The organism is Lentihominibacter faecis (assembly GCF_014306095.1).
GTDB lineage: Bacteria > Bacillota > Clostridia > Peptostreptococcales > Anaerovoracaceae > Lentihominibacter > Lentihominibacter faecis.
This window is the reverse complement of sequence record NZ_JACRWC010000049.1, coordinates 1-7169: the sequence shown is the minus strand read 5'-3', so window position 1 is coordinate 7169 and position 7169 is coordinate 1. Positions and strand designations below refer to the sequence as shown.

The window sequence follows — 7169 nt, the reverse complement described above, 5'->3', positions numbered from 1 at the left end:
ACTTTCCACACATCACCAACGAAGGTCTTGTTATCGTCCATTATTTTCCATTGTGTTGTTTTTGTAAAGCGCCCCGTTTTTCTTTTAATTTTTCCCGGTCTATGGTATAATTACGATGATTATGTTCACAGGAGGAAAGTATTTTGGCAGACAACTACAAAAATAATAACTTCAATAATAACAAAGATGACATAGATGAATTTTTCGCCAAGTTCGACCAGCCTTCCGCGCTTCAGCAAAGACGGCCTTCGAATCCAGCCGGCAACAGAAATTCTTCATCACCAGCCCCTCGCAGATCGCAGCCGCAGCGTCCGCAGGGACAGAGAGTTCAAGGTCAAAGACCACAAAGTCAGCGGCCGCAGGGACAGAGGACTACTGTACATAGAAATCAGGGAAACGGCACAGCCTCCAGAAATCCTGGAGCTGCAAGACCTGCTGCAAATCAGAACAGCTACAATGCACAGTCATCCCGTGCGTCTGCAACCAACATGAGAAGCGGCAATGCACGGCGCAGCGCTAATCCACGTCAAGGTGCATCGCACAATGGACGCGACAAGATCACTAACAACCCGCACGTAAGGAATGCACAGCATAAATTGGAAGCGATCGAAAAAAAAGCAGGTTTCGGGAAGCATGGAGGCGGCGGTCCGAGAAAACCGATGCCACCTCAGAGCACCTGGAAAAAGATCGTTAAACTGGGACTTACCGCAATACTGACACTCATTATGGGAGTTGGCGTTTACGTCGGTGTTATCCTGGTTACTACATCTACTTCCAATGTAAACACAGACGACATCTACAGCATGCTGTCGCAGCGCTCTACGATGTACGATTCAGAAGGAAACGAAATTGAAAACCTCTATTTCTCCGAAGGAAACCGAACCATTCTGGAATATGATGAGATTCCTGAAGACATGGTCAATGCCATCGTTTCCATCGAAGACAAGAAGTTCTGGAAACACAGCGGCTTCAACTATATCAGACTGGTGGGCGCAGTAAAAGACAGTATCTTTGGCGGCGGACAGATCAGCGGTACCAGTACGGTTACCCAGCAGTTAGCCAGAAACGTATATCTGTCCGACATCAAGAGTCAGCGCTCCATGAGCAGAAAAATCACAGAAGCTTATTACACCATCATCCTGGAGAAGAACCTTTCCAAGAAGCAGATCATGGAAGCTTACCTGAATACGATTTCCCTGGGATTCAATTCCTACGGGATCGAAGCTGCATCCCAGGCATATTTCTCCAAGGATGCCAAAGATCTTGACACGCTAGAATGCGCATCCCTGGCAGCGCTTCCGAAGTCCCCAACTTCGTATGCGCTGGTACAGGCGATTTACGACGGATCCAATCCATCGGGACTGCCGGTGATTTCCAGCACGGATTCCGTTACGTATCTGTACAATGGAGAGATCTCCAAGGACAGACGTGACGCCGTACTGAAAAACATGGCAGAAGAAGGTTATATTTCCGACAGTGCCAGAGACGACGCACTGAATGACGACCTGCAGAACCATATCAAAGTCGGCGTTTCTGACAGCGCAGATGAATCTTCCTACTTTACCGATTACGCCATTGATCAGCTGACCGATGACATCGTGTCGGAATACGGGATCAGCCGTGCTGATGCGCGAGATATGATCTACACCAATGGACTGAAGATCTACACCACGATGGACTCCGATATCCAGAATATCGTAGAAGACGAATTTGCCAAAGACAGCAACTACTCCGGCATCCGTTCCGTCCGAAAAGATAAGAACAACAACATCCTGACCAAAAACGGCACACTGATGCTGCGGCCTTACTCCTATTACATAAACGATAAGGGAGAATTCACTCTGTCAAGCGACGAGTACAAGAAAAACGCTGACGGCAGCCTTACGATTTATGCAAAGAAACGTCTGGACATCTACGACACCGAAGTCAACGGACAGGCGGATGTCAGCATCCAGTTCAAGGGAATGTACACGCAGGAAGGAAATGTATTCTACTTCATCGAAAGTGGTGCACTTTCCATCCCGCAGGGATATACGACAAGAGACAGCAGCGGCAATGCCGTGATTTCTGCAAAGTTCTTCAAGGACTATCCTGAGTTCTTTGTTGCAAACGGCGATAATCTGGTAGTTTCCAGCAACAACTACAGCATCAAGCAGAAGGTCCGTCAGCCACAGGCTGCTACCGTGGTGCTGGAAAACTCCACAGGTGAGATCAAAGCCATGATGGGTGGCCGTGGTGCCAAGGGCAAACAGCTTTACAACAGAGCGACCAGCGCACGTCAGCCTGGATCCTCCATCAAGCCGATCGCAAGCTACGGTCCTGCTTTGCAGATGAGTTATGAATATGCACAGGATAATAAAAAGATGAAGCTTAACAACAGTGACGGAAGTGACTGGGGAGACTATATCACAGCTGGAAGCGTCATCAACGATGCACCAGTGAAGAACAACGGGAAAGCCTGGCCGAAGAACTGGTACTCCGGTTATAAAGGTCAGATGACATTAAGACATGCAGTACAGCAGTCGGTAAACACCTGCTCCGTTAAAACCTTCCAGCAGATTGGTGCAGAATACTCCGCATCCATGCTGAAAAAAGAAGGTGTCACAACAGTCGATGAAGAAGGCGATGTAAACGACCTGAATGCAGCAGCTCTGGCGCTGGGCGGTATGACCAACGGTATCTCCCCGATGGAAATGACAGCAGCATACGCCATCTTCCCGAACGGCGGTGTTTATAAGACGCCGATCGCATACACGAAGGTCCTCAATTCGAGCGACGAAGTACTCTTCGAGAAGACTGCTGAAGAAGAACGCGTATACGATGAAGGTGTTGCATGGATCATGACAGACATCCTTCACAGTGTTGTTACAGAAGGTCTTGGTAAGAACGCACGGATCAGCAACCAGCCATCCGGCGGTAAGACTGGTACGACAACTGACAAGTACGACCTGTGGTTCGTAGGATTCACACCGCAGTACACTGCAGGAGTCTGGATGGGTAACGATATCAATATCAAGCTCAACGACGGTGGTAGTGCTTCGGCAACTTTCTGGAAAAACATGATGAGTCGAATTTGTGCAGATCTGCCGACAGCATCCTTCCGCGAAAAGCCTAGCAACGTTAAGAACGTAAATGGCGAATATTATGTAGATGGTACTTACTCCAAGACATCTCTCACCAAGACCGGTGACTCAGCAGACGAAACGACTGCAAGCTCCGTAGTGGAGAATACGACGGAACAGATCACAAAGGCTACGACAAAGGCACCAACGACCAATCCTCCAACAACACAGGAATCGCACGCGACAACTGCTCCATAAGGCAGCGGTGAAGAGCATAACAACTAGATACACAAACCCTGGCCCCGCGGTCTTTCGACCCCGGGGCCTTTGTTGTAACCGCCGGCAGACTGACATCCCTGCTCCTGCATCTCCTGGGCACCTCTTACCTCCCGGGCAGCCCTGCATACACCGGCTGCCCTTTATCCCCGACAGTCCGGCAGCCCCTCATCTACTAGGCAGCCCTGCGCACAAATCCCCTCATCGAACCGACTTGGGATTAAAAACAAGCGCGATCAAATACCCCCATCCGATCGCTACAGTGATTCCGCCTGCAGCAGCCTTGATCCCGCCTGTAACGGCCTCCAGAAGATTTTCCTTCGCACCTTCCATCGCACCTTTTGCCAGAGAATATCCAAATCCGGGCAATGGCACCCGTGCACCTGTCTGCGCCAGGTTCACCAGAGGTTCATACAGGTGAAATGCCTGCAACAGCGCCCCTGCTGTCACCAGTATCACAAGTACTCTCGGTGCTGTCAGTTTGGTGGCGTCCATCAAGATCTGACCGATCACACAGATCCCGCCACCGATCAAAAAAGCGTATAAATATGTCATCATTTCCTGCATCCTTTCTGTCTATCCATTATTCCGGAAACCGACTCCAGCGAAATCGCATGCGCGATCCCCGGGATGGATTCCCCCTGGAATGGACTGATCGTCGAAAGCATAGCTCCTGTGGAAACGATCAACGCCCGCCCTATTTTGCCTTCCTTCATATTCCGGTACACATATCCGGCGAAGACAGATGCAGAACAGCCACAGCCACTGCCTCCGCTGTGGATATCCTGTTCCGGTGCATAGATCATCGCACCACAGTCATCATATACATCCGCGATCATTTTTCGACTCACGCCTGCATCCTCAAGCAGATCCCGAACGATACTTTTGCCGATAAATCCCAGATCTCCTGTACATACCAGGTCATAGTGATCCAGTGTTCTCCCTGTTTCCTCCAGATGAGTCAGGATCGTATCCACTGCCGCGGGAGCCATGGCGCTTCCCATCTGATTGGAATCTTTCACACCTGCATCGATCACCTTCCCAATGGTTCCACACTCGATGCGGATCTGACGCTGCGCATAGACATTTCCGGCACCGTCGATCCGCAGTTCCGTTCCAGTGTTTTTCGTTCTGCCTCTTTCCTTTCCTCCAGAGCCATCCCGGCTGTTCCCCTCAATTCCACGACTTAGAAGCATCGCTCCGGCCGCCGTCGCTGTCCACTGTGCCGACGGCGGCCTCTGGTTTCCATGTTCGAGCGGCAGGCGGAACTGCCGCTCTGCTGTACAATAATGACTTGATGCCCCGATCATGACATTATCACTGTAACCACCATCCGTAAGCACAGCACCCAGCATCAAAGATTCCGTCATCGTGGAACAAGCACCGTACATGCCCAGAAAAGGTATTTGCAGGTCTCTCGCCATGAATGATGATGACATCAGCTGATTGAGCAGGTCCCCACTCAGCACTGCACCGATCTCTTCTGTCGTTTTGCCGCCTCTTCGCATGCATTCCGTCATCGCAGTCTTCAACATCCTGCTCTCCGATTTTTCCCAGGTGTTTTCCCCATACGTATCGTCAGAAAGACACTCATCAAACCAGTCGTGAAGGGGGCCTTCCCCTTCTTTCTTTCCGCCTATGGCATAAGCACTTATGATATACGGTCTGTTGCGGAATTTCAGCGTTTGCTTTCTCGCCCTCATATCTCCGTCTCCTTTTTTCTTCGGCATCCTGCACTCCCTAGTTTCGCCTCACGCCTCAGGTATTCTCTCTAAAACAACCCCATGATCCAGTACACGATCCCGATCACCATAGATGAAGTAATGCCGCATACCAGCACCGGCCCGGCAAGTGAAAACAGTTTAGCTCCCACTCCCAGGACGATTCCCTCTTTTTTATACTCGATGGCCGGTGCCACCATGGAATTGGCAAACCCCGTGATAGGCACCACGACGCCCGCACCGGCAAACTTTGCAATAGAATCAAAAAGTCCCAGCCCTGTCAAAAGCTGCGCCGCCATGATCAGGATCATCACCACACAGACCGCAGCAGTCTTATCCGAAAATCCCCATCCAATAAAACATTCCTCCAGCCATAGAGAAGCTGCACAGATGCTCCCGCCGCTCATAAACGCTCTCGCTGCATTCATGAAATAGCGAGGCTTTGGCGTAAACTGGCTGCTGTAATTCTCATAAGCCTTCGCTATTTCCTTTTTCATTTTAGGATCGTCCGGTGCTCCCGCATGGTTTCTTTTATCCTGTTTCATTTCCCGTGCTCCCGCAAAATTTTCTCTCTGAAGATTTCTTCTCAAAATCCCATTCTTCTATGCCTTAGTATGACCATTTGTGGTATAATCATGCCATGAAAACAATTATTTTAGCCTCTTCGTCCCCGCGACGGATCGAGATGATAAAACAGCATGGACTGGATCCCATCATCCAGCCATCCGACGTATCCGAGACGCTGCCGTTTCCTATGGAACCACAGATCGCAGTCATGTATCTGGCACTAAAAAAGGCGCTCCACGCAGGAAACCAGCGAAAAGTCATTGCTCAGGCAAATCCGGAGCATCCTCTTCTTTGCAGAGAAAAAGGCGAACCATCACATATTCTCGCAGCTGATACCATTGTCGTTTTTGATGACAAGATTATCGGCAAACCAAAGAGCAGAGAGGAAGCTTTCCAGACTCTAAGAATGCTTCGCAAAAACCCACATCACGTTATAACAGGTGTTTGCGTGATCGATCTTCAAACAGGCAGCAAAACCTGTTTTTATGACACAAGCACGGTGTACTTCACAGACTACAGCGATGAAGAGCTCCAGGCTTACGTCAATACGAGGGAACCATATGACAAAGCCGGCGGCTATGCCATCCAGGGAACATTCGGGAAATACGTGGATCACATCGAAGGCGACCGGGATAACATCGTAGGTCTGCCCTGGTATCGTGTCGAGAAATTTTTAGATTGACGAAACCGCTTGCCTTTTCTCCGGCAATTCCAGGCAAGTTGGTCTTGCTTCCGGCAATTTCAGGCAAGTTGGGCTTTTCTCCGGCAATTTCAGGCAAGTTGGTCTTGCTTCCGGCAATTTCAGACAACAAAAAACTGCATCCAGCTTCCGTCTTTTCAGACCGTCTGCTGCAATGCAGTTTTTCTTTTTTCAGTTTTTATTCCGTCAGGATTTTGCATCCAGGTCGATTTCATTTCAGGCTCTCACACCCAGGCCAATCACGATTTCAGGCTCTCACACCCAGGCCAATCACAATTTCAGGCTCTCACACCCAAGCCAATCACAATTTCAAGCTCTCACACCCAAACCAGTCACAATCTCAGGCTCTCACATCAGCCCGGCGATCTACTCGACCTACTGTTCCTTCAGATCACCATTACGATAAGCCTTGACCAGTTCTTTCAGTTCTTCTACTTCCTGCTGAAGTTCTTCACCCTGATCTGTATCCCGCACCAGCATACGCTTTTCCAGCGTCTTTACCGTACGAAGCACCGGAGTGTGGAACACCTGGCTTCCATCCTCCTGCAGCGGACTGTACGGCTTGTGCTCCGCCAGTGCCATGAAGCGAGAGTTGAAGATAAAGGTATATCCTGCGATACCGGTCTGCTTCTGATACGCTTTAGAGATACCGCCGTCGATGATGAACAGCTTGCCTTCTCCCTTTACCGGGCTTTCTCCATCCTTGATCTTTACCGGTACATGACCGTTCAGGATATGAGAAGTCTTCGGATCCAGGCCGAATTCTGCCAGAATCTTCTCGCAGATATCCTTTCGGTTGATCAATTTATAATACGGAACGGTGTCTGTCTCTTATACACATCT

Annotated in this window: 5 protein-coding genes and 1 pseudogene; 2 read left to right on the top strand and 4 right to left on the bottom strand. The window is 49.7% G+C overall.

Annotated features, from left to right (window positions below; all coding sequences use genetic code 11):
• The first annotated feature begins 143 nt into the window (after positions 1–143).
• The gene (locus H8876_RS03615; RefSeq protein WP_249286565.1) at positions 144–3320 is read left to right on the top strand and encodes a transglycosylase domain-containing protein; all 3177 of its coding nucleotides are present in this window, start codon (positions 144–146) and stop codon (positions 3318–3320) included.
• A gap of 219 nt (positions 3321–3539) precedes the next feature.
• On the opposite strand, the gene spoVAE is transcribed toward H8876_RS03615, so the two are convergent.
• Genes spoVAE through spoVAC form a run of 3 tightly spaced genes read right to left on the bottom strand, consistent with a single transcriptional unit; the run spans position 3540 to position 5604 of the window.
• Entirely contained in the window at positions 3540–3896 is a 357-nt protein-coding gene (gene spoVAE / locus H8876_RS03610; protein WP_465250727.1) for a stage V sporulation protein AE, read from the bottom strand.
• On the bottom strand, positions 3893–5068 hold the full coding sequence (locus H8876_RS03605; protein ID WP_249286564.1) for a stage V sporulation protein AD: 1176 nt from the start codon (positions 5066–5068) through the stop codon (positions 3893–3895). Before H8876_RS03605 ends, spoVAE begins: the two co-directional genes overlap by 4 nt.
• Positions 5069–5109: 41 nt before the next feature.
• Entirely contained in the window at positions 5110–5604 is a 495-nt protein-coding gene (gene spoVAC, locus H8876_RS03600) for a stage V sporulation protein AC (RefSeq protein WP_249286563.1), read from the bottom strand.
• Between the two features lie 95 nt (positions 5605–5699).
• Here spoVAC and H8876_RS03595 point away from each other — a divergent pair, with 95 nt between their 5' ends.
• The gene (locus tag H8876_RS03595; RefSeq protein ID WP_283241745.1) at positions 5700–6308 is read left to right on the top strand and encodes a Maf family protein; all 609 of its coding nucleotides are present in this window, start codon (positions 5700–5702) and stop codon (positions 6306–6308) included.
• A 393-nt stretch (positions 6309–6701) separates the two neighbouring features.
• Here H8876_RS03595 and H8876_RS03590 read toward each other — a convergent pair.
• A pseudogene (locus H8876_RS03590) lies at positions 6702–7133 on the bottom strand (fructose-bisphosphatase class III); the annotation flags it as partial.
• Positions 7134–7169 lie beyond the last annotated feature (36 nt).